General features: G+C 72.6%; 15 protein-coding genes. 6 read left to right on the forward strand and 9 right to left on the reverse strand.

The window, feature by feature from the left end:
- The first annotated feature begins 8 nt into the window (after nt 1-8).
- The 3 genes from ABZT02_RS04450 to ABZT02_RS04460 are packed head-to-tail and all read left to right on the forward strand — an operon-like array spanning nt 9 to nt 3279.
- A complete protein-coding gene (locus ABZT02_RS04450; RefSeq protein WP_356014101.1) occupies nt 9-1382 on the forward strand; it encodes an extracellular solute-binding protein in 1374 nt (457 codons plus the stop codon).
- Nucleotides 1382-2404, forward strand: coding sequence for a sugar ABC transporter permease (locus tag ABZT02_RS04455; protein WP_356014102.1), 1023 nt, complete (start codon nt 1382-1384; stop codon nt 2402-2404). Before ABZT02_RS04450 ends, ABZT02_RS04455 begins: the two co-directional genes overlap by 1 nt.
- On the forward strand, nt 2401-3279 hold the full coding sequence (locus ABZT02_RS04460) for a carbohydrate ABC transporter permease (RefSeq protein ID WP_356014104.1): 879 nt from the start codon (nt 2401-2403) through the stop codon (nt 3277-3279). The genes ABZT02_RS04455 and ABZT02_RS04460 overlap by 4 nt, the downstream gene beginning before the upstream one ends.
- Here ABZT02_RS04460 and ABZT02_RS04465 read toward each other — a convergent pair.
- Entirely contained in the window at nt 3243-5453 is a 2211-nt protein-coding gene (locus ABZT02_RS04465; RefSeq protein ID WP_356014106.1) for a glycoside hydrolase family 3 N-terminal domain-containing protein, read from the reverse strand. The two genes, ABZT02_RS04460 and ABZT02_RS04465, sit on opposite strands and share 37 nt — an antisense overlap.
- Nucleotides 5450-6526, reverse strand: a complete 1077-nt coding sequence (locus ABZT02_RS04470; protein WP_356014108.1) for a BadF/BadG/BcrA/BcrD ATPase family protein — start codon at nt 6524-6526, stop codon at nt 5450-5452. Before ABZT02_RS04470 ends, ABZT02_RS04465 begins: the two co-directional genes overlap by 4 nt.
- An 8-nt stretch (nt 6527-6534) precedes the next feature.
- On the opposite strand from ABZT02_RS04470, the gene ABZT02_RS04475 reads away from it, so the two are divergent.
- A complete protein-coding gene (locus tag ABZT02_RS04475; RefSeq protein ID WP_356014583.1) occupies nt 6535-7857 on the forward strand; it encodes a glycosyl hydrolase in 1323 nt (440 codons plus the stop codon).
- Between the two features lie 82 nt (nt 7858-7939).
- On the opposite strand, the gene ABZT02_RS04480 is transcribed toward ABZT02_RS04475, so the two are convergent.
- The 7 genes from ABZT02_RS04480 to ABZT02_RS04510 form a co-directional block, all read right to left on the reverse strand.
- Nucleotides 7940-9418: a glycoside hydrolase family 3 N-terminal domain-containing protein gene (locus tag ABZT02_RS04480; RefSeq protein ID WP_356014109.1), complete on the reverse strand. Its 1479-nt coding sequence runs from the start codon at nt 9416-9418 to the stop codon at nt 7940-7942.
- A gap of 56 nt (nt 9419-9474) precedes the next feature.
- A complete protein-coding gene (locus ABZT02_RS04485; RefSeq protein WP_356014111.1) occupies nt 9475-10950 on the reverse strand; it encodes a tryptophan 7-halogenase in 1476 nt (491 codons plus the stop codon).
- A 30-nt stretch (nt 10951-10980) separates the two neighbouring features.
- Entirely contained in the window at nt 10981-18840 is a 7860-nt protein-coding gene (locus ABZT02_RS04490) for a type I polyketide synthase (protein ID WP_356014113.1), read from the reverse strand.
- A gap of 207 nt (nt 18841-19047) precedes the next feature.
- Nucleotides 19048-19455, reverse strand: coding sequence for a peptide-methionine (R)-S-oxide reductase MsrB (gene msrB, locus ABZT02_RS04495; RefSeq protein ID WP_356014115.1), 408 nt, complete (start codon nt 19453-19455; stop codon nt 19048-19050).
- A gap of 13 nt (nt 19456-19468) precedes the next feature.
- A complete protein-coding gene (gene murC / locus ABZT02_RS04500) occupies nt 19469-20860 on the reverse strand; it encodes a UDP-N-acetylmuramate--L-alanine ligase (protein ID WP_356014117.1) in 1392 nt (463 codons plus the stop codon).
- 188 nt (nt 20861-21048) lie between these two features.
- On the reverse strand, nt 21049-21522 hold the full coding sequence (locus ABZT02_RS04505; protein ID WP_356014118.1) for an indole-3-glycerol phosphate synthase: 474 nt from the start codon (nt 21520-21522) through the stop codon (nt 21049-21051).
- Between the two features lie 153 nt (nt 21523-21675).
- Nucleotides 21676-22473 (reverse strand): pyrimidine reductase family protein, encoded by a 798-nt coding sequence (locus tag ABZT02_RS04510; RefSeq protein ID WP_356014120.1) that lies wholly within the window; start codon nt 22471-22473, stop codon nt 21676-21678.
- 73 nt (nt 22474-22546) lie between these two features.
- Between ABZT02_RS04510 and zapE the strand changes: the two genes are divergently transcribed.
- Nucleotides 22547-23611, forward strand: coding sequence for a cell division protein ZapE (gene zapE, locus ABZT02_RS04515; protein WP_356014586.1), 1065 nt, complete (start codon nt 22547-22549; stop codon nt 23609-23611).
- Nucleotides 23612-24302: 691 nt separating this feature from the next.
- The gene (locus ABZT02_RS04520; RefSeq protein ID WP_356014122.1) at nt 24303-24881 is read left to right on the forward strand and encodes a carbonic anhydrase; all 579 of its coding nucleotides are present in this window, start codon (nt 24303-24305) and stop codon (nt 24879-24881) included.

Consider the following 24881-nt stretch of genomic DNA (forward strand, 5'->3'; position numbering starts at 1 on the left):
GGCATCACATGAGCGCAAAGAGACTGACCCGCACCCTGACCTGTATCGCCGTCCTGTCGCTGACGGCCGCGGGCTGCGGCCTGTCCGGCGGCGGATCCGACAGCGGTGACAGCACCGCCGGCGGCTGCAAGGTCGACAAGGGCAACGTCGGGTCGGGCAAGCTCACCGGCGAGGTGAAGGGCGACATCACCTTCCAGACGACCAACCTGAAGAAAGACTTCGGTGACTTCTTCAACGGGGTGATCAAGTCCTTCGAGACGGCCCACCCCGGCACGAAGGTCAAGTGGATCGACGACCCCGGTGACTCGACGTTCGGCCAGCGCACCGTCGCCGACGCCCAGGCGTGCACCCTGCCCGACGTGCTCAACGTCGACTCCCCGACCGCCACCTCCCTCACCAAGGCCGGCTACCTGCTCAACGTCGGCGTCAAGGACCCGGACGCCGCCAAGCCGTTCGTCCCGGCGTTCTGGAAGTCCAGCACCATGAAGGACCCCTCGGGCGCCTCGGTGCACACGGTGCTGCCCTGGTACACCGGCGGCATTCTCCTGACGTACAACACCGACCTGCTGAAGCAGGCGGGCATCGACCCGGCGAAGCCGCCGACGACGGTCTTCGGACTGTTCGCCGACTACGAGAAGGTCGCCAAGGCGGCCAAGGGCAAGTACTTCGCGACGATGGCCAACCCGGTGTGGCGAATCCCGGCCGACTGGGACCAGATGAACATCAAGACCCTCTCCGCGGACGGCAAGTCCGCCGTCTTCGCCGACGACCCGCGCACCACCCAGTGGGTCGAGTGGATGACGAAGCTGTACAAGGAGGGCGCGATGCCGAAGGACTCGCTGTCCTCCAGCAACGACCCCTCCACGCTCTACAGCCAGGGCAAGGTCGCCTACGGTTCGACCAACCCGAGCTTCGTGCGCTTCGTGCAGCAGAACAGCCCGTCGGTCTACGACAAGACCGCCGTCGGACAGCAGCCCTTCGACGCGCTCGGCCACACCACCGGGGCCCCGCAGTACATCGCGACCACGGCGACCAGCAAGAACGCCCCCACGGCGCTGGCGTTCGCGGAGTTCCTCACCAACGCCGAGAACCAGACGGCCTGGTGCAAGGACCCGAAGGTGGTGATCTTCCCGACGACCACGACCTCGCTGGACGACCCGTTCTTCCAGAAGGTCAGCGGTGACGACCCGTTCGCCCAGGCGCGCAAGCTGGTCGCCGAGCAGCTCAAGACGGCGACCGCCTACCAGACCAACATCTCCTCGGCCATGCTGAACGTCATCGTGGGCCAGGTGCAGCTCGCCATGCAGGGCAAGAAGAGCGCGGCGGACGCGGTCAAGGACGCCCAGGAGAAGGCGAACGAGCTGCTGAAGCAGAGCAGCTGATGGTGGCGACGCACACCACGAACCCGGTGTCCGTGTCCGGTGCGCAGACCGAGGTCTCCGCACCGGGCCCGGCCCCGTCCCGCGCCCGCCGGCTCGCCAGGGCCGTCCTGCCGGGGCCCGCTCCCGGCGCCAACGGGGCGGCGATGTACCGCCGTTGGTGGCTGCCGTGGCTGTGGACCGCGCCCGCGATCGCCTGCGCGGTGATCTTCGGCGTGTTTCCGTTCCTCAACACGGTCCTGCTGTCGTTCACCAACGCCAAGCCGCTGGGCGGCGCGTCGAGCTTCGTCGGGCTCGACAACTACACGCGGATGCTGGACGACTCGGACTTCTGGCTGGCGACCCGCAACAGCATCCTGTACGCGCTGATCGTCGTCCCCCTGATGGTGCTGCTGCCGCTGCTGCTGGCCGTGCTGGTGGAGAAGAACCTGCCGGGCATCGGCTTCTTCCGGTCCGCCTTCTACACACCGGTGCTGGCCTCCAGCGTGGTCGTGGGCCTGAGCTGGCAGTGGCTGCTGGCCGACGACGGCCTGGTGAACACCTCGTTGCAGAAGGCCCACTTGATCAAGTCGGCCATTCCCTTCCTCTCCGACTCCTGGCTCATCCTGCTCTCCGCGATGGGCCTGACCCTGTGGAAGGGCCTCGGCTGGTACATGGTCTTCTACCTGGCCGCCCTCGGGAACGTTCCCAAGGAACTCCACGAGGCCGCCTCCATGGACGGCGCCGGGGCGGCCCGCCGCTTCTGGCACATCACCGTGCCCGGCGTGCGCCAGGCCATGATGCTCGTCGGCACTCTCACCGGCATCGGCTCGCTCAGGGTCTTCACCGAGATCTACATGCTGGGCAGCTCCACCGGCGGCCCCGGCGGCGCCGACCGCACCCTGCCGTTCTACATCCGGGACGTCGGCCTGGACCCCATCACCGGAAACGCCGGCTACGGCTCCGCCGTCAGCGTGGCCCTGTTCCTGCTGACGCTGGGACTGACCCTGCTGGCGCAGCGCCTGACGAAGGAGGACGAGGCATGAGCACGGTCGTCGAGAGGCGCCGCCGCCTGATGCCGCGGTGGCGGGACTACGGCCGCCCCCGCGAGCTGATCGTCCGCTATCTGCTGCTCCTGCTGGTCCTCGGCCTCACCGTGGGCCCGCTGCTCTGGCAGCTCCTCGCCTCGCTGAAGAGCACCGGCGAGGACGTGTTCGGCGCCAACGCCACCCTGCTGCCCCACCACCCGACCCTGCGGGCCTACCGGACCATCTTCGACCAGGTGCCGGTGGGCACGTACATCAGGAACAGCCTGATCGTGGTCGCCCTGTCGGTCACCAGCCAGCTGGTGTTCTCCACCACGGCCGGCTACATGCTCTCCAAGCCCGGCTGGAAGGGTCGCAAGGCGGTCTGGGTGGTCCTGATCGCCTCGATGATGTTCCCCTTCGAGTCGATCATGGTGTCGCTGTTCTTGAGCATCCGGGACATGGGCCTGGTCGACAACCTGGCCGGCGTGTGGCTGCCCGGGTTCGTCGGCGCCATCAACGTCCTCCTCATGCGCGGCGCGTTCCTCGCGGTCCCGCGCGAGATCGAGGACTCGGCCATGCTCGACGGCGCCAACGAGTGGCAGCGCTTCAGGCACCTGTATCTGCCGTCCGCGTGGGGCGCGATCCTGGTGGTCGTCATCAACACCTTCATCAGCGCCTGGGACGACTTCCTGTGGCCGCTGATCGTGCTGCGCTCCGAGAGCAACATGACGCTGACGCTGGGGCTGTCACGTCTTCAGAGCTCGTCGTTCGGCTACGACCAGCGGATGGTCATGGCCGGTTCGGTGATCTCCGTGATCCCGGTGCTGGTGCTGTTCGTGATCACCCAGCGGTGGTTCTACAAGGGCGTGTCGTCGGGGGCCGTCAAGCTCTGACCCCGGGCTCCGAGGGCCTCCCGTGCCGAGGTGGCGACCCTGATCTCGACCGTGCCGCTGAGGCCTTCGAGGGGCAGGGTCACCGTACGGCGCTCGCCCGGGGCCAGGCCGACACCCTCGAACGCGCACAGTTCGAGGGTGCGCGGCCAGGTCGGCGTGACCAGGCGGCGCAGATAGACCTGGACGACCGAACGCCCGTACCGCTGACCGGTGTTGGTGACGTCCACCTCGACCACGAGTCCCGTCGGGCGTGGCTCGCCGTACGCGAAACTCGTGTACGACAGCCCGTGCCCGAAGGAGTAGCGCGGCTCGGCGCTCTCGTCGACGTATCCGGCGTACTCGGTGTCCTTGTGGTTGTAGTGGACGGGGAGTTGGGCCACCGAGCGCGGCACGGAGAGGGGCAGGCGGCCCGCCGGTTCCGTGAGTCCGAGCAACACCTCGGCGATCGCCTCGCCGCCCCAGGGGCCGGGATACCAGGCGCAGAGCAGGGCCGGCGCGGTGTCCGGGACGATGTGCGGACGTCCTTGGACCAGCACGACCGCGGTCGGCGTGCCCGTCGCCACGACGGCGTCCAGCAGCGCGTACTGGGCTGCTCCGAGCCGCAGTCCGGCCAGGTCGACGCCTTCGCCGCAGGTCATCTCGGAGACCGCTGTGCGCGCGGCCCCGTTGGCGTCGAACTCGGTCTCCGGGGTACGGGCGCTGCTGCCGCCCAGCACCAGGACGGCGAGGTCGGACGCGGCGGCCTGGGCGATCGCCGCCGGGATGCCGGAGAGGTCGTCACCGGTGAGGGAACAGCCGGGGGCGTGACGGACGTCGAGGCCGGGCGGGGCGAGCCTGCGCAGGGCGTCGAGGACACTGCTGCCGGTGCCGGGGCGCTGCGGGGCCGTGTAGTCGCCCAACTGGTGGGCGGTGGTGGCGGCTTGGGGGCCGAGCACGGCGATCCGTGAGACGTGTCCGCCGAGGGGGAGCACCCCGTCGTTGCGCAGGAGGGTGACGGCGGCCCGGGCGACCTCCTTGCTGAGATCCTCCCCGCCGGCCGGCGGCGCGGCCGTCGTGTGCTGCGGCTCGAACAGCCCCAACCGGAACTTGAGGCGCAGCACGCGGGCGACGGCGGCGTCGAGGTCGGTCTCCTTGACGAGCCCGCGCTCGACCGCCTCCTCCAGATGCGTGAAGCCCTCGTCCCAAAGGCTCAGATCCACACCGGAGTTGAGGGCGAGCGCGCCCGCGGAGACCTTGTCGCCGGTGATCCGGGCCAGCCGGTCGACGGCCAGGCCGTCCGCCATGACCAGCCCGTCGAAGCCCCACTCCTCGCGCAACAGCCCGGTGAGCAGGGCGCGGTTGCCGGAGCAGGGCATGCCGTCGACCTCGTTGTACGCGGCCATCACGGCGGCGGCACCGGCGCGCACGCCGGCCCGGGCGGCGGGGAGGTGGATCTCGTGCAGTTCACGCCATCCCAGTTCCGACTCCGCGGAGTTGCGGCCGCCGACGGTGGCGCCCTGTCCCGCGAAGTGCTTGAGGACGACAGGGGCCTTGTCGGGGGCGAAGTCGGCACCCCGGCCCTGCATCCCCCTGACGAGCGCTTCCGTCAGACGGGCGGCCAGGTGGGGATCCTCGCCGAAGCACTCCTCGGTGCGGCCCCAGCGCGGGTCGCGGACGATGTCCAGCGCCGAGACGAGGGCCACGTGGCCGCCACGGGCGCGCAGTTCGGCGGCGGCATGGGCGGCGGCGCGCTCGTACAGGCCGGGATCCCAGGTGGCGCCGATCGCCAGGTTGACCGGGAGGACCGTGCCCTCGAGGGCCATGAGGCCGTGCGGGACCTCCTCGACGAACAGCGTGGGGATGCCGAGCCGGCTCCGGGCCACGACATGCCGCTGCACCAGCTCGGCGAGGGCGGCCCCGTCCGCCGCGCCGGGCCCGCTCCCGTGATCGACGCCGGACCAGGCGTCGGCGCGCTGGAGGCCGTACAGGGCGCCGAGTCCCTCGAAGCGGTCGGTCTCGGCGTGGAGGGCCTCGGTGAGTTCGAAGCCGCCGTCGGGGGTGCGGCGGTAGGCGTCCCAGCCGTACATCCGCTGGTTGAGCTGGCCGACCTTCTCGCGCAGGGTCATCCGGGAGAGGAGGTCGTGTACGCGGGCGTCGGTCGGGGCGGTGGGGTCGCGGTACACGGCATCGCTCATGACAGGTGCGCCAGCCGTGCGAGGGCCACCGCGCCCGGGCAGCCGTCGGCCACCCAGTCCAGGCTCAGGCCGTGCGCGTGGAGCCGTTCGGCCAGCGGGGTGGTCAGCGGCCCATCCGGACCGAGCAGGCCGCCGGTGGCGACGATCCGCTCACCGGGGCGCGGTTCCAGCGCCCGCACGGTCTCCAGCAGGTGGTCCGCCGCCTCGCTGAGGATCGTCCCCGCCACGGCGTCCTTCTCGGCGGCGGCCTCGGCGACCAGCGGGGCGAAGCGGGCCAGCCGGATGGGCGGATCGGCCATGACGGCGGGCAGCAGACGGCGGCGGAAGTCCTCACGCCGGGCGCGTTCCCAGCCGGGGACGCCGGTGGGGTGGGACGCGGTACCGCTCGGCGGGACGGCGCCGGCACGGTCGTACGAGGGGATCGCGCTCTTCGGGAGGACGTCCACCGGCAGGTTCAGGGCGCGGCCGACCCAGCCGGCGAGGACCGTCGGACGGCCGCGGCCGTCGGCCATGCGCAGGGCTGCGCGGACCGCGCTGCGGCCGATCCAGAAGCCGCTGCCCTCGTCGCCGAGGAGCCAGCCGTCGCCGTCCACGGTGGTCGTGGCGTGCCGGCCGGTGATGCGCATGGCGACCGCGCCCGTGCCCGCGACCAGGGCGAGGCCCTCGGAGGGGGTGCCGGGGGCGGCGGCGAAGGCGGCCTCGATGTCGCTGCACACACCGATCCGGACGGTCGGGACGGCGAGGCGGCGCAGGGCCTCGGTGAGGGCGGCGCGGGCCCGGCCGGTACCGGGGTCGTCCTCGGAGGCCGCCGTGGCGCCCGCGAAACCGCCGGTCACGGCCACGACCCTGGCGCGCGCCGACTCGGGCACCACCCGGGCGAGCGCCTCGGTGAGGTGGTCGGTGAGCTGCGGGACCGGGACCGTCATGGCGTTGCCCGGCCCGCAGGTGCTCTCGCCCAGCACACGGCCGTCGTCGGCGGCGGCGAGGACGGCGCGGGTGCGGGTGCCGCCGGCGTCGAGGCCGATGACCAGGTCGCGCCCGGCGTGCGGTGCGTGGTTCAAATCATTACCCATCGATGACTATGGTGATTGATACATTCGCGCAGGACAAGAGCGGACCACGAGCCGGACCGAGATCGGACCGAGGTCGGACCGGGCCCGAACCCGAGGAGGATCCCATTCCCACGCTCCGCTTCGGCGTCAACTACACGCCCCGCCACGGCTGGTTCCACGCCTGGCACGACTTCGATCCGGCCCGCACCCGTGAGGACCTGGCCCAGGTGGCCGGGCTCGGCCTGGACCACGTCCGGGTCTTCCACCTCTGGCCGCTCCTGCAGCCCAACCGCACCCTGATCCGCACCGCCGCCGTGGACCAGCTGGCACAGCTGGTCGACCTGGCCGCCGAGGCGGGCCTCGACGTGCTGGTGGACGGCGTACAGGGCCATCTGTCGAGCTTCGACTTCTACCCGGAGTGGACCCGCAGCTGGCACCACCGCAACGTCTTCACCGACCCGGACGCCATCGACGCCCAGGCGGACCTGCTCCGCACCCTCGGCCACGCCCTGTCCGGCCGCCCCAACCTCATCGGCCTCCAGCTCGGCAACGAGCTCAACAACCTGATCGAGCACAACCCGGCGACGCCGGCGGAGGTCGACCACTACCTGGACTCGCTGCTGGCGGCCGCCCGGGAAGGCCTCGGCGCCGACGGCGGCCTGGTCACCCACTCCGCGTACGACGCGGCCTGGTACGGCGACGACCACCCCTTCACCCCGGAGGCCTCGGCCCGCAAGGGCGACGTCACCACCGTCCATCCCTGGGTCTTCTCCGGCGGCTGCGCGAGCCTGTACGGCCCCCGTTCCCCCCAGGTCCTGCACCTCGCCGAGTACGGCACGGAACTCGCCAAGGCCTACGCCGAGGACCCCTCCCGCCCCGTCTGGATCCAGGAGACGGGCGCCCCCGAACCCCACATCCCGGCCGCCGACGCCCCGCACTTCGCCCGCGAGACGATCCTCAACGCGTCGGGGTGCGAGGGCCTGTGGGGCGTGACCTGGTGGTGCTCCCACGACGTGGACCGCTCACTGGCGGACTTCCCGGAACTGGAGTACACGCTGGGGCTGTTCGACGCGGAGGGCAGGCCCAAGCCGATCGCGGAGGCGGTGGCGGCGACCATCTCCGAACTGCGGGCCGGTTCGTTGCCGGTCGAGCCTCGCGACACGGCCCTGATCCTGGACTGCACGCCGTCCACGCGGTCGGTGTCGGGCCCGGGCGGGGCGTACTTCGAGGAGTGGATGCGCCTGCGCCGGCAGGGGGTGCGTCCGGCGGTGGTCCTGGCGGAGCGGGCGGGGGACGAGGCCTACCTGTCGGCAAGGGGAATCAAGGAGCTCATGGAAATGCCGCGAAGGTGAGCGCCCTACAGGGGCGCGGGGCTGTGCCGATGTGCGGCTCGGCCGCGTGGGCGCGACCAGCCCGCACCGACGCGCAGACACCTCACCGCTCCCCGCCCAGCACCTCGGCCACCGCCCGCAGATTGACCTTGCCCCGCCCGTAAGAACACAACGCCCCGTCCTCCGCCAACCCCGTGGCGACCCGCACTGCCCCCGGCCTGCGGGCCAGCAGTTCATCCCGCACACGGGCCTGCCACGGGTACAGGCCCGCATCACACGTGGCCACGACCAACGGGGCACTCCGGGCCTCCGCCAGAACCACGTCGACGAGCGCGGAAGGGTCGACCGGCTCTCCGGCCACCGCCGTCCCCGTGGCCGTCGGATCGACGGCGAGCACCTCGGTCAGCAGATCCTCGCCACCCCAGTTCAACGCGGGATGCGGCGTCGGAAACAGGTCGACGACGTGCGCGCCGGCCACGGGTGCCGGAAGAGCCTGCGAGCACACCGCCCGCCGAGCCGCCTCCAGCCCCGCCCCCGCGTCCCATATGGCGACCTCGCTCGCCGGCGTCGCGTACCGCTCGACGAGCCGCTGAACCCGCCGGGAGGCCTCGCCCACCCGCTCCTGCCCCAGCACCCCGTCCCGCAACGCCTCCAGCAACGCGTCCCGGCACTCGAGGGTGACCCCGAGATCCGCCACGGCGACGATGACCTGGTCCGCCCCGGCGGCGAGAGCGATCCGCGCGCCCGCCGCCTCGCCGTACAGGTCGGAGATCGCCTTCATCTCCAGCGCGTCGCTGACCAGCACCCCGTCGAAACCGAGCTCGTGCCGCAGCAGATCCCCGAGGATGCGCCGGCTGAGCGTGGCCGGCCGGTCGGCGTCCAGTGCCGGAAAGACGACGTGCGCGCTCATCAGCATCGGCACGCCCGCGGCGATCGCGGCCCGGAAGGGGTCGAGGTCGAGTTCGTCGTACGGCCGCGGGTCGACGGCGAGTTCGTGGTGGCTGTCGGTGAGCGTGCCCCCGTGCCCGGGGAAGTGCTTGGCACAGGACGCGATGCCCCGCGCCTCGGTGGCCGCGATCCAGGCGCCGAGGTGCCGGGAGACCAGCGCGGTCTCCTCGCCGAAGGCACGCGTGCGCACGATCGGGTTGTCGGCCTGCCGCTGGACGTCGGCGACGGGGGCGTAGGAGGCGGTGATGCCGAGGGTGGCCAGGTGACCGGCGAGGGCGTCGGCGCAGCGGGCGGTGAGGTCCGGGTCGTCGACGACGCCGAGGGCGTAGGAGCCGGGGACCTCCGGGGCGCCCGCGGCGACCAGGTGCCCGATGCCGCCGCCCTCGTTGTCGATGGCGACGAGCAGGTCGGGGCGCAGGGCGCGCAGGGTGTCGGTGAGCCGGCGCACCTGTTCGGCGTCGCGCACGTTGCGGGTGAACAGGATGACCCCGCCGAGACCGCGGTCGATGAGCCGCTTCAGGGTGTCGGGGACGGCCGTGGTGCCTTCGAACCCGGCGACGAGACAGCGGTGGGCGGCCTCGTCGAGGTCGACGGGGAGGGCGGTGCGGGCAGACGGGCGCTCGGTGTGGGTCACCCCTGGAATCCTCTGGCTGACTCAGCCGAAAGTCAACATACCAATGGTTCGGTCATTCATCCCGCCCTCTCCCAGCCCAGCCCGTCGGCGGAGGCGACGAGGTGGCCGGACGGGGCGGGCGCGGTGTCGTCCAGGGGGCCGCCGTACAGCGCCTGCTCCTGGAGGTCGTTGCCGGTCCGGAAGGTCTCGCCGACGACCCGCGTGGACAGCAGCGGATTGGTCCGGTCGCCCGCGGTCGCCAACCGGCCGACCGCGCCCTCCAGTTCGGACGCGGCCGCACTCCACTGGTCCCCGAACCGCTCCGGCCCCAGCACCGCCGTGTCACCCGAGACCAGTCCGCCGGCCAGTTCGGCGAAGGCCGCCACCTCGGTGCTGTCGACCTTCGTGACCTTCTTCGCGGACCAGAAGTACGACTCGTCGTTGCGCTCCATGTCGTAGAAGGCGATCAGGAACTCGTAGAACACCCCGTACTCGTGCCGGTAGCGGGCCTCGAACTCGGCGAAGCCGCGCTCCTCGGGCACACTGCCGTCCAGCGCGGAGTTGACCGCGCGGGCCGCCAGCAGGGCGCCGTAGGTGGCCAGATGGACCCCGGAGGACAGCACCGGGTCCACGAAGCAGGCGGCGTCGCCGACGAGCGCCATGCCAGGCGTCCAGAAGGACGTCCTCCAGTACGACCAGTCCTTGCGCACCCGCACCCGGTCGTACGGCGGCTCGGTCGCGGCCGGCACGCCGTCCAGCAGCTCGGCGACCTCCGGGCAGGCCGCGATCATGTCCTGCCAGGCGGCGCGCGGATCCCGCTGGACGGCCGGGTGGTGCTCGGGCGAGATCACGGCGCCGACGCTGGTCAGGTCGTCACGCAGCGGGATGTACCAGAGCCACCCGGCGTCGAACGCGGCGCAGAAGATGTTGCCCCGGTTCGGCTCGGGGAGCCGGCGTCCGCCCGCGAAGTACCCGAACACGGCGAGGTTGCGGAAGAAGTCGGAGTAGACGCGCGTCCCGCCCACCCCGGAGTGGACCCGGCTGGTGTTGCCGGACGCGTCGATGACATGACGGCCGTATGCGGTACGGGCGTTGCCGTCCCGGTCGGTGTACTCGACGCCGCGCACCCGCTCGCCGTCGGCGACGATCCGGCGCACCGGACTGCCCTCGCGCACCTCGGCGCCGACGCGGGCGGCGTTGCGCAGCAGGATCTCGTCGAACCGGGAGCGCTCCACCTGGAAGGCGGTCGCCGTGGGTTCGGGCAGCCGGGGCGTCATGGCGAAGGAGAACTGCCACGGCTTCGGGTCGCGGCCCCAGCGCAGCGTGCCGCCGCGTTTGAGGGTGAACCCTGCCGCGGCGACCTCGTCGGCGGCACCGAGGATGCCGCACAGGCCGTGCACGGTCGCGGGCAGCAGCGACTCGCCGATCTGGTACCTCGGGAAGGTCTCCCGCTCCAGCAGCAGCACCCGGTGTCCGCGCTTCGCGACGGCGGCCGCCGCGGTCGATCCGGCCGGTCCGCCACCGACGACGATCAGGTCGTACTCGGGGTCCATCGGGGCACTCCCCCTTCGTTTGTGGGACGGTCAGTCGGTCAGCCAGGCGCGGATCGCCGCTGCCGTGGAGTGGGCGTCCTGGTGGACGACGGAGTAGTGGTCGCCGGGGACGTCGGCGGTGTCGTGGGGCAGCGGCCAGTGCGGCAGCCATTCCCCGTCGGGGTCGGTCCGCCGCATCTCGGCGGTCGGGCGGCCGCGCACCAGCAGCGTCGGCACGGGCGGGGACCCGGGGACGGGCTCGGGGTGCCATCCCTCGAGAACGCGCGCATAGCCACCGCCCGCGATCAGCAACGAGTCGTCGAACTCCTCGACCACGTCCTCCGGCAGGGCGGCACCGGCCGCCATCAGGGCGAGTGCGCGTGCGTCTCCACGCTGGAGGACGCCCGCGTGGGAGTCGACCAGCACGACACCGGCCGGCGGCTCTCCGGCGGTCGCCAGCTGGCGCGCCACCTCGTGGGCGATCACACCACCGGCGCAGTAGCCGACCAGGACGACGGGGCCGCCCCGGGCGAGCTCGCGCACCGCGTCGGCGTGCGCCCGCGCCAGCGTCTCCATCGAGTCCGGGACCGCTCTGCGGGCGCCGAATCCGGGGTGCTCAAGGAGGTACAGATCCCGTTCCCCGTCGAACTGTCCGGCCAGTCCGGTCGGGACCCGGTGGAAGGGCGCGAGGTAGTCGGGGAGGTAGGCGAGCGCCGCGGCCTTTCCGCTGCTGCCGCCTCGGGCGAGCCGGACGGGTCCGACGGCGTGCCGGGCGCGGTCGGCTCGGGTGAAGGACGGCAGGGCGTACGAGGCGACGTACCGCAGGGTCATCGCTTCCAGTGGGCCCTGCTCGCGCAGGACGCGGTGGTAGAGGGTGCTGAACCGGTAGGCGGACGAGTGGCCTTGGGCCGCTGTCTCCGTCACCCGGGTGTCCGCCTGTTCCGGCAGCGCGCCCGCCTCCCCCAACGCGGCGAGGAGGTGCGCCGACAGCCCCTCCAGCGTCGGGTGTTCGAGGACCACCGTCGGCGCCAGCCGCACCCGGGTGAACGCGCTGAGCCGGTTGCGGAACTGAAGGGCCGTCAGTGAGTCGAAGCCGAGCTGTCCGAACTCCCGGTCGGCGGGGAACGCGTCCGCGTCGGGGAAGCCGAGCACCGCTGCCAGTTCGGCGCGGAGCAGACCGGCCAGTACTGCCTCGCGGTCGGTCTCGGGAGTCGCGGCGAGCTTCTTGCGCCAGGCGCCGGGAGCCTGGTCGGCCGCCGGTGACACGGCGACCGGGGCCGGGCGGGGCGGGAACAGGTCGGCGAGCAACGGCAGGGGCGAGCCGCTCTGCGTGGCGCGGGCGAACGGGACGGGCACCAGCACCGGTGCCGCCGTGCGCAGCGCGGAGTCCAGCAGTTCGAGGCCCTCCTGCTCGGTGATCGCGGGCACTCCGTCCTCGGTCAGCAGGTTCGGTGCGACCCGGCCCGCCATGCCGTCGTCGTGGGCGGTGGTCCACGGGCCCCAGGCGAGGGACCGGGCGGGCAGCCCGCGGGCGGCCCGGTGCTCGGCGAGCGCGTCGAGAAATCCGTTGGCGGCCGCGTAGTTGGACTGTCCCGGCCTGCCCAGCACTCCGGCGGCCGAGGAGTACAGCACGAACGCGGACAGCCCCAGGTTCGCGGTCGCCTCGTGCAGATGCCAGGCGGCGTCCGCCTTGGGCGCCAGCACTTCGGCCACCCGCTCGGGCGTCATGCCGTCCACCACGCCGTCGGACACCACCCCGGCGAGATGGAACACGCCGGTCAGGGGCGGCTCGCAGGAGTCGACCAGGGCGTCGACGGCTTTCCGGTCGCTCACGTCACACGCCACCACCCGTACGTCGGCGGCGAGTTCGGCGACCCAGTCAGGGCTACGGCCGCTGCGGCTCGCCAACAGCAGGTGCCGGACGCCGTGTTCGGCCACGAGGTACCGGGCGAGGCTCGCGCCGAGCGCTCCCGTGCCACCGGTGATCAGCACGGTGCCGTCGGGGTCGAGGGCGGGTGGAGCCTGGCTCGCGGGGCCTGTGGTGACCAGCCTGGGCACGAGAACCGTGCCGTCGTGCAGGGCGAGTTGGGGCTCGCCGGTGCGCAGGGCCGCGTCCAGTGCCGTCGGCGTGACGGTGCCGCCGCGGAGGTCGACCTGCACGATACGGCCGGGGTGCTCGGACTGGGCGCTGCGCAGGAGCCCGGCCACCGCGGCCTGCGCCGGGTCCGGGTCGTCACCGGTGGCGTGGTGGGTGAGCACCAGCAGCCGGCCCGGACGGCTGTCGGCGACCCAGTCACGTACCCGGGCGAGGACGGCCGTGACGAGGTCTCGGGCCCGGTCCGGCATGTCCACGGACGGCTGGGGCGACAGGTCTGCCGCATCGAGCAGTGCGTGCTCGGTGCCGGCGTGCCCGGCCTCCGCGGCGGGCCGCCAGGCCACCTTGTACAGCTCGGTGGGCCGCACCTTCATCACCCGGGTGACCAGGGACTCGACGGTGGCCAGCGGCCGCCCGTCCACGCCGGTCAGCGTCACCCGTACCTCGTCGGCCCCGAGTCGCTCCAGACGTACCCTCGCGGCGGTGGCGCCGCTCGCGTGCACGGTCACGCCGGTACAGGCGAGCGGGACCCGCGCCTCGCCCGGTCCCTCGGCCAGCAGCGCGGCGTGCAGGGCGGCGTCGAACAGCGCGGGATGCAGGGTGTACGAGCCGGCGTCCGCCGCCTCCTGCGGCCGCAGCGCCACCTCGGCGAACGTCTCCGCGCCGCGCCGCCAGAGCCTGGTGACCGCGCGGAAGGCGGGCCCGTAGTGGTGCCCGTACGCGGCGAGCCGCTGATAGTCGACGGCGAGCTCCTCGGCGCCAGCGGGCGGCCATGGCATGTCCCGAGCAGCCGCGGGAGGCGCTCCGACCGGGGCGACCGACGCACCGGCATGGCGGGTCCATGTCCCGTCCGTTCGCGCCCACACGGTGACCGGACGGCCGCCCTCCCGGTCCGGGGCGTCCGCGACCACCTGGATCCGCACCTGGTCCGACGCGGCAAGCACCAGCGGCTCGTGGAAGACCAGCTCGGACAGCCGTAGCGGCCCCTCCTCCACCGCTGTCCCCGCCGCCCGGAAGGCCAGCTCGGCGAAGACCGTCGCGGGCACCAGCACCCGGTCGCCGATCACATGGTCCGCGAGCCAGGGCTGCCGCGCGGTGGACAACACACCGCTGTGCCGGGTGCCGGGCCCGTCGGCGTCCGGCTGCGCCTCACCGACCAGCTTGCGATCCTCACCGCCGCCGTGGTCCCGGACGTCGAGCCAGTAGCGCTGCCGCTGGAAGGGGTACGTCGGCAACGGCCGCCGTCGGGCACCGGTTCCGGCGTACACGGACCGCCAGTCCACCGGCACCCCGTGGACGTGCAGCTCGGCCAGGGCGACGGCCATCTCGGCACCGGACGTGAACAGGGCTCCGGAGTCCGGCTCGACGCACTCCTCGGCCGCCGTGCTCAGCGCCGCCGACGGCCCGGCCTCCACGTACGCCGTCACACCCGTCCGCGCCAGCCACTCCACCGCGTCGGCGAACCGCACGGTCTCCCGCGCCTGCCGTACCCAGTACTCGGCGGTCCGGATCGCGTCCGGCTCCGGGCGGCCGGTCAGCGTCGACACCACCGGTACGGACGGCCGGTGGTAGGTGACCGACTCGGCGACCTCCCGGAACGCGTCCAGCATCGGGTCGAGCAGCGGCGAGTGGAAGGCGTGGCTGACCTTCAACCGCGTTGCGGAACGCCCCAGTCGGTCGGCCAGAGCGGACACGGCCTCCTCGTCGCCGGACAGCACCACGGACTCGGGTCCGTTGACCGCCGCGACGGCGACCCGGGCACCGGGCACCTCGTCGAGCCGCTTCACCACGTCCGCCAGCGGCGCCCGTACGGCCACCATCGCCCCGCCTGCGGGCAGTTGGGCCATGAGGCGGCCCCGCGCGGCCACCAGCCGTACCGCGTCGGCCCGGGAGAACACGCCCGCGATGTGCGCGGCGGCCAGCTCGCCGATCGAGTGGCCGACCAGGTGGTCCGGCCGTACGCCGCAGTCGGCGAGGAGGGTGTGAAGGGCGACCTCGTAGGCGAACAGGGCGGGTTGGGCGTAGTCGGTGCGGTGCAGGAGGTCGCTGTCGGGGTCGTCGATCACCTCTCGGAGAGGCCGGTCGAGCAACGGGGTGAAGGCGTCGCACAGTTCGTCGAAGGCGTCGGCGAACACAGGGAAGGCGGCCGCCAGTTCACTGCCCATGCCGGTCCGCTGGGCGCCCTGGCCCGCGCAGAGCAGCGCCACCTTGAAGGTGCCGCGCGCGGTGCCCTGGCGCAGGGCGGGGCTGTCCGCTCCTTCGGCCAACTCCCGAAGCCCGGCGAGGAGTCCGTCGGTGCCGGTGGCCAGTACGGCGGCGCGGCGCTGGAGCGGGGCGCGGGTGGTCGCGAGCGAGTACGCGACATCCAGGGCGGCCGTTTCCCCCTCGATGTCGGCGAGCGCGGTCGCCAACTCCCGTGCGTGGGCGCGAAGTCCGGCCTCGTCGCTGCCGCCGACGAGCCAGGGCGTGACGGCGTGCGGGCCCGAGCGGGCGTCCCGGGGCTCGTCCTCGGCTTCCGCCGGCTCCTCGATGATCACGTGCGCGTTGGTCCCGCCGATCCCGAACGACGAGACCGCCGCCCGGCGCGGCCGGTCGCGTTCCGGCCAGGACCGGGCCCGGTCCAGCAGCCGTACCGCCCCGTCGGACCAGTCGACGTGGCGCGACGGCTGCTCCGCGTACAGCGACCTGGGCAGTTCGCCGTGGCGCATCGCCTCGATCATCTTGATGACGCCGGCGACCCCGGCGGCGGCCTGGGTGTGCCCGAAGTTCGACTTGACCGAGCCGAGCCACACCGGGTCGTCGGGCCCGCGGCTCTGGCCGTACGTGGCCAGCAGGGCGCCCGCCTCGATGGGGTCGCCGAGCGCGGTCCCGGTGCCGTGGCCCTCGACGACGTCGACGTCGTCCGTGTTCAGCCCGGCATCGGCCAGCGCGAGTCGGATCAGCTCCCGTTGGGCCTCGCCGTTGGGGGCGGTGAGGCCGTTGGAGGCGCCGTCCTGGTTCACGGCCGAGCCGCGCAGGACGGCCAGGACCGGATGGCCGTTGCGCCGGGCGTCCGACAGCTTCTCCAGCAGCACCAGGCCGACTCCCTCGGCCCACGCGGTGCCGTCGGCGCCGTCCGCGAAGGACCGGCAACGGCCGTCCGCCGCCAGCCCCCGCTGACGGCTGAACACCACGAACGGCTTCGGACTGGCCAGTACGGTCACCCCGCCGGCCAGTGCGAGGGTGCACTCGCCCGCGCGCAGTGCCGCGGCGGCGAGGTCCATGGCGACCAGGGAGGACGAGCAGGCCGTGTCGACGGTCAGGGCCGGGCCGCGCAGGCCCAGCACGTAGGAGATCCGCCCGGAGGCCACGCTGCCGGACGACCCGGCACCGAGGTGCGCCTCCAGCGCGTGCGCCGAGGCCCCGCCGCCGTACCCGCCGTGCATCAGACCGACGTAGACGCCGGTGGCGCTGCCGCGCAGCGCGGGCGCGGGGATGCCCGCGCGCTCCAGCGTCTCCCAGGCGACTTCGAGCAGCAGCCGGTGCTGCGGGTCGGTGGCCGTGGCCTCGCGCGGCGAGATGCCGAAGAACAGCGGGTCGAAGTCGGCCGCGTCGGTGAGGAAGCCGCCACGTCGGGTGTACGTCGTCCCGAGCCGGTCGGGGTCGGGGTGGTACAGGGCGTCGACGTCCCAGCCCCGGTCGGCCGGGAACTCCCCGGTGGCGTCCACCCCGTCGGACACCAGCCGCCAGAGGTCCTCCGGGGAGCGCACCCCGCCCGGGTAACGGCAGCCCACGGCCACGATCGCGATCGGCTCGGCTGCGGGGCCGCGGGTCGGTTGTGCCGTCTCGCGGGCACTGCCGTACAGCCGCTCGTCCAGGTGTGCGGCGACCGCCGCGGGGGTCGGGTGGTCCCAGACCAGGGTGGCGGGCAGCCGCAGTCCGGTACGGAGGCCGAGCCGGTGCCACAGGGTCATCGCACCCATGGAGCTGAGACCGAGGTCGGCGAAGGCGGTGTGCGGGTCGATCGCCGCGGCGTCGGTGACGGGCGCCTCGGGCCGGACGGCAGCTTCACGGCCGACGGACCGGTCACGGCCCACGGCCTGCTCACGATCGACCGCCGCCTGCCTCCCCATGACGCGCCCCGCAACGCCCCGCCCCAGCCCCGGGGCCCGGGCAGCCGGTGCCTCCGCCGTCGGGCCGGCGGCCGTCGCAGCCCCGTCGGCGGCGCCACCGATCGTCGCCGTCTCCGCGCACACCAGCTCGGTCAGCACCGCCCGCCGCTCCGCCGGGGTCCGGTCCGCGAGGCCCGCGAGCGCCTCCTCGGAGGGGCGTGCGGCGAGGCCCTCGCGAAGGACCGCCCGTCGTGGCTTGCCGGCCGCGGTGCGGGGGATGGCCGGGGTGAACAGGACGTCCTCGGGCACCTTGTGCGCGGAGAGCACCTCGGCGCAGGCCCGCAGCAGTGCGCTCGTGTCGAGGCCCCGTTCCGTCGGTACGACGAACGCGACCGGGACCTCGCCGAGCAGCGGATGCGGCCGCGCCACCACGGCCGCGTCCAGCACTCCGGGCAGCCCGCACAGCACCTGCTCGACCTCGACGGGGTCGACGTTCTCCCCGCCCCGGACGATCCGGTCGTTCACGCGCCCGGTGACGGTGAGGTACCCGTGCTCGCCCAGCCGCCCCAGGTCGCCGGTGCGGTACCAGCCGTCGCCGTCCGCCCCCGCCCCGTCGTGGTGACCGAGCATGAGGCCGGGTCCGCGCACCCAGATCTCCCCCTCGGCGCCCACGACCTCCGCCCCGGTCCCGGGATCGACGAGCCGCACCTCCATGCCGGGCAGCACGGCCCCGCTGCTGCCCCGCACCCGCGGCCCGGTCAGGGACTCCATCGCGATCTTGCCGCAGGTCTCGGTGCTGCCGTACCCGTCGAGCAACGGCGCCCCGAACCGCCCCTCGACCCGCTCCCGCAGCTCCGGATCACTGGGTGCGCCGGCGGTGACGCAGACCCGCAGCGAGGGCACCTCGCCGAGTCCGGCGTCGAGCAACTGCTGGTAGGTGAGCGGCACTCCGCCCAGAACCGTCGGCGTGAACTCCTCGATCAGCCGTACCAGCGCGGCCGGTTCCCGCACCGCGGTGATCCGCGCGCTGCCGCCCGCCACGGTCGTACCGAGTACACAGAGCGAGTGGGCGTAGGTGTGCGCGAGCGGCAACGGCCACAGCAGCCGGTCGTCCGCCGAGAGTCCCAGCCGGGGCACGTAGCAGGCGACCGGCGACCAGAGCGCGGAGCGCTGACTGGCGACGGCGGCCCTGGGGGTGCCCGAGGTGCCGGAGGTGTAGAGCAGCCAGGCGGGCTCGTCCAGACCGAGGTCGTCGCGGGGCTCGGTTGAAAGGCCGTCCGCCACCAGGTCGTCGAAGTGCGCGACTCCCTCCGGCACCAGGCCGTCCCCGGTCACCACCAGTCGCGGTGACCGGTCCCCGACCACACTGGCGATCCGCGTCAACTGCCTTCGGTCGACGACGAGTACGTCCGGATCGCAGTCGGCGAGCAGCGCCGCGAGCTCGGCATGGGTGCCCCGCGGACTCAACGGCACCCCGACGGCGGCGGCCCGGACCGTGGCGAGCAACCCCTCGACCAGTTCCACGCTGTTGTCGAGACAGAACGCCACCCTGGCCCCGCGCCGCACCCCGAGCGCACCCGCCAACCGCCGTGTCCTGAGCTCCAGTTCGGCCCAGTTCACGGCCCGCCGGTCGTCGGCGAACGCGAGCTTCCCGCCGTGCCGCGAGGAGTTCCCGACCAGCAACTCCGCCACGGGCCGGACCGCCGACACTGTCCCGACGCGCATCGGGCCTCCTTCTGGATCACCGAATCCGCACCGTATCCCGCCCGCGCGCCCGACACCGCATCGCAAATGGGGGCCGGGCGAGCGGAGTTGGCGGAACCAGCCACCGAACTCTGCCCACCCGGCCCCCGTACTCCCACCTCTCGACGGGACCAGGATCCGGTCATGCGGCCGGAGCGAGTGAACCACCCGGGCCGCGACCGCTGAGCGTCAGCCCTCGTCCGCCGTCAAGCGCAACGAGATGCTGTTGATGCAGTACCGCTGGTCGGTGGGCGTCGGATACCCCTCGCCCTCGAACACGTGCCCGAGGTGCGAGCCGCAGCGGGCGCAGCGCACCTCCGTCCGCACCATCCCGTGCGAGCGGTCCTGGATCAGTTCGACGGCGTCGGTGTCCTTGGGGTCGTAGAAGGACGGCCAGCCGCAGTGGGACTCGAACTTCGTGGTCGAGGTGAACAGTTCGGCACCACAGGCGCGACAGGAGTACACGCCGGTGGTCTTGGTGTCGGTGTACTCACCGGTGAAGGCGGGTTCCGTGCCGGCCTGGCGGAGTACGGCGTACTCGGCCGGGGTCAGCTCCGCACGCCACTGCTCGTCCGGCTTGTCGACGTCGTACGACATGACTCTCAGCCCCTTACTTCGCGAGACGGTCCAGGATCAGCGGGCCGAGGTCGGTGACATCGCCCGCGCCCATGGTGAGAACGAGATCACCGGCCTTCGCCATTCCCGCGACCACCTCCGGCACGTCCGCCTTGTCGTGGACCGGCGTCACGTCCGCGCCCGCGGCCCGCGCCGCCCCGATGATCAGCTCACTCGTCACACCGGGGATCGGGTCCTCGCGGGCCGGGTAGATGTCCAGGACCAGCGAGCCGTCCGCGAGCGCGAGGGCGTCGCCCATCTCCTTGCCGAGCTCCTGCGTCCGCGAGAACAGATGGGGCTGGAAGACGACCAGGATGCGGGCGTCACCGGCGGCCGCGCGCATGGCCTCCAGGTCCGCCGTCATCTCGGTGGGGTGGTGGGCGTAGGAGTCGATGACCTGCACCCCGGCCGCCTCGCCCTTGAGCTGGAGGCGCCGCTTGACTCCGGTGTACGCGGCGAGCGCCGGCGCCAGCTCGGCGGCGGGGACCCCGAGCGCCACGCCCGCGGCCAGGGCGGCCACCGCGTTGTGCGCGTAGTGGCGGCCGGGGACGGACACGGTGAAGGTGAGCGGCGAACCGTCCAGCTCCACGGTGACCTCGCTCTTGAGGCCCTGCGCAACGACCGACAGCACGCGCACGTCGGCGTCCTCGGCGTCGCCGTACGTCACCACGCGCACGCCACTGGCCGTGACCCGCCGGGTCAGCTCCCGGGCGCCCTCGTGGTCCGCGTTGACGATCAGCGTGCCGCCCCCGGCGATACGGCCCACGAACGTCTCGAAGGACTCGTAGATCTCGTCCATCGACGCGTAGTTGGCGTGGTGGTCGAGCTCGACGTTGAGGATGATCGCGACCTCGGGGGCGTACTTGTGGAAGCTGCGGTCCGATTCGTCCGCCTCGGCGACGAAGATCTCGCCCTCGCCGTGCAGGGCGTTGGAGCCGGGGGCGTCCAGGTCGCCGCCGATCGCGTACGAGGGCTTCAGGCCCAGCTCGGACAGGGAGACCGCGAGCATCGAGGTCGTGGTCGTCTTGCCGTGCGTGCCCGCGACCGCGATCGGCCGCAGGCCGTCCATCAGCGAGGCGAGGGCGTCGGACCGGTGCACGACCGGGATGCCGAGCTCGGCCGCCCGCGCCAGCTCCGGGTTGTCGGCCCGGATCGCCGACGACACGACGACACAGGTGGCGTCGGAGGCCAGGTGCTCGGCCGCGTGCCCGATGTGCACGGTCGCGCCGAGCGCGCGCAGGGCGTCCGCGGTCGCGGACTCCTTGGCGTCACTGCCGGCCACCTTCGCCCCGCGCTGCGCGAGGATCTTCGCGATCCCCGACATCCCGGCCCCACCGATCCCGATGAAGTGCGGTCGGTCCATGGCGGTAGGAAGGCCGGGTGCCATGCGTGTTCTCCCCAGATGCGGTACGACGGTGAGTCCTCAGCCTATTGCGTACGAGGGCGTGCCCGGCCCGAGGGCCGCGTGACCGTGGTCGGGACACGGCTCTGCCGGACGGGTGCGGTCGGCCACCGGGCCCGCGGCCGACGACTGCCGGCAGCCCACGGCGCCTACGGTCCGGCCCGGCGGCTGCGCTACGCCTTGCTGTGCGAGAACAGCTTCAGCACCGGTACGCCCACCTTGTGACGGGCCCGGGACGCCCAGTCCCGGTGGAAGAACTCCTCCACGTAGTGGGGGTCCGTCAGCACGATCACCTCGTCCGCGCCGATCTCGCCGACCAGGGCCTTCAGCGCGTCCAGAGGGTGGTTCTCGATGAGCCGCCCCTCCGCCTCGCTCCCGGAGGCTCTGAGTGCCTGCAGGGACACCTCCAGGGCCCGCTCCCCGACGCCCTTCGCGGCCTCGCCCTCGGGCGTCTCCCGCTCCCGTACGGCCTCGTCCAGCTCGCCCAGCGCCACGTCGTCGATGGCCCGCAGCAGCCGGTCGGCCTGATCCCCCCGCGGCTGGAGCAGCACATGGAACGCGACCGACTCGTCACCGTGCAAAGTGGTGACGAACTCCACGTCGGCGGACGTCAGGGCCTTCTCGATCATCAAAACGCTGGTGAACACCGGGCGTCCCCTTCTCTGCTCGCTGCGGAAACCATCCTGCCCCGTGATCGCACGGGTACCGCCGGATTCAGTGTGCCCGCCGGAAGCTGACCGGAACGACAGATTCCGTCGATGTCGGCCTCAACGGCACCGACCGAACCCGCAGCCGGGCGATCAGTGCCTGCGATACCTGCTGAAGAGGAATCCGTCCTCCTCCAGCAGGGAGTCCAGTACGAACCGTGCCGGGACCGCCACCGACGGCCCCCCGGCGATCCGCTGCGCGTCCCCCGCGGTGAGCATCGGGGACAGGGTCAGACAGAGCTCGTCGAGCACCCCGGCGGCCACCAGCTGACCGAGCAGCCGGGGGCCGCCCTCGGTCAGCAGCCGGGTGTGCCCGAGCTCGGCGAGCGCCTGTACGGCCCGCGCGGGGTCCACCCCGACCCCGTCCCCGGCGATCACCACCCGCGCGCCCGCCTTCTCGGCCGCGGCGATCCGGTCCGGGGCCGCCGCGGCGCCCGTGAGGATCAGCGTGGGCACCAGGGGCGAGGTGTACAGCGGCAGCGAGAAATCCAGGTCCAGGCTCGCGGTGACCACCGCGAGCGCCGGGACAGGGCCCTGTCCGGCCGCCTCCCGCAACCCGGCGAACTCGTCACGCACGCGTGCGGGCCGGTAGCCCTCCTGCCGGACCGTTTCCGCACCGGCGATCACCACGTCCGCCAGCGCTCGCAGCGTCCCGAAGATCCGCATGTCGGTGGCGGTCGAGATGGGGTGCGACCGGCCGTCGTGCTGGGCGGCCCCGTCCAGCGTGGAGACCATGTTGGCGCGCAGCCACACCTCGGGGGTCCCGGGGCCGGGCCCGAGCTCGGGGTACGCGTAGGCGGCGGCCAGCTCGGCGAGGCTCCAGTCGTGGCCAGCCTCCCCTTCCTGGCTCCGGATCGCTGTCTCGTCGGTCACAGGGAACAGGCGTCGCATGTCGTGCAGTGTGGCACGGCGCTTAGCATGGTGAACCGTGTCTACTTCCCCCGCCGCGTCCGGGTCCGGTTCGATGACCGACACCGCCCCGCCGTCCCTGTGCGACCGTGAGCCGCACGTCCCCGCGGACCGGCTGGTCGCCGAGATGGTGCCGCCGCCGCGGTTCGACTCGGTGCGTTTCAACACCTACATCCCGGACCCGGACCAGCCCAGCCAGACCGAGGCCGTCCGGGTCCTGGAGGGCTTCGCGGCGGGCCTCGGCGGCGCGCACGCGGTCGGCGGCGGCAAGCGCGGCTTCCTCGGACTCGGCAGGCCCCGGACCCCGAAGCCCCCGGCGGGCCCCCGCGGCGTCTACCTCGACGGCGGCTACGGCGTCGGCAAGACCCACCTGCTGGCCTCCCTCTGGCACGCCACCCCCGCCGAACCCTCCCTCAAGGCCTTCGGCACCTTCGTCGAGCTGACCAACCTGGTCGGCGCCCTCGGCTTCCAGAAGACGGTGCAGACACTCTCGGGCCACCGTCTGCTGTGCATCGACGAGTTCGAGCTGGACGACCCGGGCGACACCGTCCTGGTCTCCACCCTGCTCGGCAAGCTGGTCGACGCGGGCGTGGCGCTCGCCGCCACCTCCAACACCCTGCCGGGCAAGCTCGGCGAGGGCCGGTTCGCGGCCGTCGACTTCCTGCGCGAGATCCAGGGCCTGGCGGCACACTTCCGCCCGCTGCGCATCGACGGCGAGGACTACCGCCACCGCGGACTGCCAAAGGCTCCGGCGCCGTTCACCGAGGAGGAGGTCACCAGGGCGGCGTACGCCACCGAGGGCGCCTCGCTCGACGACTTCCCGAGTCTGCTGGCGCACCTCGCCAAGGTCCACCCCAGCCGGTACGGCGCCCTGACCGACGGCCTCAAGGCGGTCTGTCTCACCGACGTGCAGCCGGTACCGGACCAGTCGACGGCGCTGCGGCTCGTGGTGCTCGCGGACCGGCTCTACGACCGCGAGGTCCCGGTGCTGACCTCCGGGCTGCCCTTCGACCGGCTGTTCAGCGAGGAGATGCTGAACGGCGGCTACCGCAAGAAGTACTTCCGCGCGATATCCCGGCTGACCGCGCTGGCGCGCGACGCGAAGGGTCTCGTCGCTTAATCACAGCGAAACCTCGCACGTCAAGGGCCAGTTCGCGTCAGCGACCCCGCAGGCTTCAGCCTCTCTTCAGCCGGAAACGTTAAGTTAACCCTGCAAACGACTTTGCCGAGTTAAGGTGTTTCTTGACCAGCCGTTGACCAATGGTTGGTCTGGACTAGAAGTGTGAACTGCCGAGAGGGGGACGCGTGTTCCGAGGTGCGAGGGTACGGACCGTGGTAGCGGTCGTCTCCGCCGTTCTTCTGGCGCTCCCCTTCTTCGGATCCACCGAGGGATTCGCAACCGCGCACACAGGCCGTCAGGCTGAGGCCAAAGCTCAGACCGGAACCAAGCTCTCCGGCAAGGCATCACGCGCCGAAGCCTCCGGCAAGCGCCACTGCAACCACATAGGGGGCCCGACCGGCCCCCTGCGCACCCGCGACCGGCACCGCGCCGTCGACTTCGCCCCGGAGGGGCCCGAGCGCTCCTTGCCGGCGCAGGAGCCGGCGGCCGCGCCCGAGCGGGTCGCAGCAGGCGAGTTCCCCCTGTCGAGACCCTCGACAGCCCATGCTCCGGCGGCACTTCAAGTTTTCCGCTGCTGACAGCAGAGCAGTGCCCCACCTCTGTTCCCCCCACCTGTCATGTAAGCCGACGCGCCCTGCGGCGCGCCAGGTAACCCGACGCGCCCCCACGGCGCGCCAGGAGGAGTCACCACATGCAGCCCCTCATCGACAACGCCCGTACGTTCGGACAGCGCCCTGAGGAGTTCGCCAAGCTGGCCGAAGGCCAGTCCCCCCAGGTTCTGTTCATCACCTGCTCGGACTCCAGGGTCGTCCCGGCCCTGATCACGGGCGCCCGCCCCGGCGAGCTCTTCGAGCTGCGCACCGCGGGCAACATCGTTCCCCCCTACGCCTCGGAGCACCCCACCAGCGAGGCGGCCACCATCGAGTACGCCGTGGAGGTGCTGGGCGTCCGCGACATCGTGGTCTGCGGGCACTCGCACTGCGGCGCCGTCGGCGCCCTCGTCCGCGGCGACGACCTGGACGCCGTTCCGGCCGTGCGCGACTGGCTCAATCACGCCACCCCGCGCCCGGCCGGCACGACCGAGGACCCGGAAGTGGCCGAGGGCGTGCAGAACCACGTCCTGGCCCAGGTGCTGCGCCTGCGGTCGTACCCGTTCATCGACAAGAAGCTGGCGGAGGAGCAACTGACCCTGCACGCCTGGTACTACGAGGTGCACACGGGCGCGGTGCGCGTCCACCGCAGCGAGACCGACGCGTTCGAGGGTCTGTGA

Origin of the sequence: Streptomyces sp. NPDC005402 (assembly GCF_040606575.1) — a bacterium.
In the GTDB taxonomy this organism is placed as follows: Bacteria; Actinomycetota; Actinomycetes; order Streptomycetales; family Streptomycetaceae; genus Streptomyces.

Coding starts and splice junctions, on each gene's coding strand:
- ABZT02_RS04450 (WP_356014101.1), top strand. CDS start 9: ATGAGCGCAAAGAGACTGACCCGCACCCTGACCTGTATCGCCGTCCTG.
- ABZT02_RS04520 (WP_356014122.1), top strand. CDS start 24,303: ATGCAGCCCCTCATCGACAACGCCCGTACGTTCGGACAGCGCCCTGAG.
- murC (WP_356014117.1), bottom strand. CDS start 20,860: ATGGCACCCGGCCTTCCTACCGCCATGGACCGACCGCACTTCATCGGG.
- ABZT02_RS04470 (WP_356014108.1), bottom strand. CDS start 6,526: ATGGGTAATGATTTGAACCACGCACCGCACGCCGGGCGCGACCTGGTC.
- ABZT02_RS04490 (WP_356014113.1), bottom strand. CDS start 18,840: ATGCGCGTCGGGACAGTGTCGGCGGTCCGGCCCGTGGCGGAGTTGCTG.
- ABZT02_RS04475 (WP_356014583.1), top strand. CDS start 6,535: ATGGTGATTGATACATTCGCGCAGGACAAGAGCGGACCACGAGCCGGA.
- msrB (WP_356014115.1), bottom strand. CDS start 19,455: ATGTCGTACGACGTCGACAAGCCGGACGAGCAGTGGCGTGCGGAGCTG.
- zapE (WP_356014586.1), top strand. CDS start 22,547: ATGACCGACACCGCCCCGCCGTCCCTGTGCGACCGTGAGCCGCACGTC.
- ABZT02_RS04460 (WP_356014104.1), top strand. CDS start 2,401: ATGAGCACGGTCGTCGAGAGGCGCCGCCGCCTGATGCCGCGGTGGCGG.
- ABZT02_RS04485 (WP_356014111.1), bottom strand. CDS start 10,950: ATGGACCCCGAGTACGACCTGATCGTCGTCGGTGGCGGACCGGCCGGA.
- ABZT02_RS04510 (WP_356014120.1), bottom strand. CDS start 22,473: ATGCGACGCCTGTTCCCTGTGACCGACGAGACAGCGATCCGGAGCCAG.
- ABZT02_RS04465 (WP_356014106.1), bottom strand. CDS start 5,453: ATGAGCGATGCCGTGTACCGCGACCCCACCGCCCCGACCGACGCCCGC.
- ABZT02_RS04455 (WP_356014102.1), top strand. CDS start 1,382: ATGGTGGCGACGCACACCACGAACCCGGTGTCCGTGTCCGGTGCGCAG.